The organism is Mycobacterium sp. NGS40 (assembly GCF_059812735.1).
Genome location: NZ_JCALDG010000134.1, coordinates 1 through 366, shown reverse-complemented (window position 1 = coordinate 366; position 366 = coordinate 1). Strand labels below are relative to the sequence as shown.

The following is a 366-nucleotide window of genomic DNA, read 5'->3' as shown; positions in this document are numbered from 1 at the left end:
GGGTGGAAAGGCTGCGTAAAACATCTTTAGTCCTCCAGCTCCGGGATGACGATGATGGTGGCGGCGGCGGGGTCCGCTTCGGCGACGAGGCTGCCGAGGGCGGCTGCCGTCGCGGCATTGCTGCTCACCGTGTGGGTCGAGGTGGCGGCGACGGCGCGACCGGCCAGGCTGGACAAAGCCATCTGGCTGAACGCGCCTTCCTCGCCGATCAGCGATGCGGCCGGGACGGCCGCCAGGTTGGCGGGCAGCGACTGCGCGAGCATCCTGATGTTCGGGGCGGCTTCGGTCCACCCCTGTGGCACCGACATGCTTCCGACCAAAGCCGATTTGCCCATCGAGCCCGTCACCGGCGCCCCGCCGACAGCG

1 protein-coding gene is annotated in these 366 nt (G+C 69.4%); it reads right to left on the bottom strand.

Features of this window, described 5'->3' with window-relative positions; genetic code table 11:
* Nucleotides 1-26 precede the first annotated feature (26 nt).
* Nucleotides 27-366, bottom strand: a 340-nt coding sequence (locus tag AC5Y5O_RS32275) for a PPE family protein, SVP subgroup (RefSeq protein ID WP_500028780.1), incomplete at its 5' end; no start/stop codon positions are given.